Source organism: Bradyrhizobium sp. 31Argb, from assembly GCF_043638955.1.
GTDB lineage: Bacteria > Pseudomonadota > Alphaproteobacteria > Rhizobiales > Xanthobacteraceae > Bradyrhizobium.
This window is the reverse complement of sequence record NZ_JBEGDB010000646.1, coordinates 1-913: the sequence shown is the minus strand read 5'-3', so window position 1 is coordinate 913 and position 913 is coordinate 1. Positions and strand designations below refer to the sequence as shown.

Genomic DNA, 913 nt, shown 5'->3' with positions numbered 1-913 from the left:
CTGGCGACCCTGTCGACGGTGCTGGCGGCGCTTCGGGGGATCCGGTGATTGCACTACGGTCTGACCTCAAGGTGGTGCTGGCGGCACAGCCGGTCGACTTTCGCAAATCGGTGCACACGCTGTCGGCGCTGGTGAGCGAAGCGCTGCGTGCGAACCCGTATTGCGGCGACGTCTTCGTGTTCCGCAGCAAGCGCATGGACAGAGTGAAGCTTCTGGCGTGGGACGGCAGCGGCATGGTGCTGGTAACGAAGTGGTTGCACCAAGGACGTTTCACCTGGCCGCCGATCCGCGACGGCGTTGTGCATCTCAGTGCGACGCAGCTTGCGATGCTGCTCGACGGGCTCGAGTGGACGCGTGTGTCGCCCAAGCCTGTGAAGCAGCCGACCGTTGTCGGCTGAGGCGTGAGGATTTCGCTGGAGCACGGGTCGCGCGGATGTATCGTCTGATCATGGCGATTCGTCCCGACGCTCTCCCGACCGATCCGGCGGCTCTGACCGAGATGGTGCTCGCGCTTGACGCTGAGAACGAGAAGCTGCGCGTAGCAATGCAGACGCTCAAGGAGATGATCTTCGGGAAGCGGTCGGAGCGGCTTGCGGTGCTCGTGGACGAACAGCTTGCGCTCGAGCTGGGCGATCTTGAGGCTGACCCTACGCTGCCTGCGCCCGCCAACGATGATGTGGCTGTGGCGAAGCCACCCAGCAAACCGCGCAAGAAGGCGCGCCGCAACATCGGCGCGCTTCCAAAGCACCTGCCGCGCTGCGAGCAGGTGCTGGAGCCGGAGGCAACCGCGTGCCCATGCTGCCAAGGTCAGCTCCACAAGATCGGCGAGGACGTCAGCGAGGTGCTGGACATCATCCCGGCGATTCTGCGGGTGCTGCGCACGATCCGTCCTAAATATGGCTGCCGCAGCTGC

The 913-nt window shown here is 64.6% G+C and carries 2 protein-coding genes; both read left to right on the top strand.

What is annotated here, in order from left to right; translation table 11 throughout:
• Positions 1-44: 44 nt before the first annotated feature.
• Positions 45-398: an IS66 family insertion sequence element accessory protein TnpB gene (tnpB, locus tag AAFX91_RS42050; protein WP_091897204.1), complete on the top strand. Its 354-nt coding sequence runs from the start codon at positions 45-47 to the stop codon at positions 396-398.
• Between the two features lie 101 nt (positions 399-499).
• Positions 500-913: IS66 family transposase zinc-finger binding domain-containing protein (locus AAFX91_RS42045; RefSeq protein ID WP_394570395.1), on the top strand; the 414-nt coding region annotated here is incomplete at its 3' end.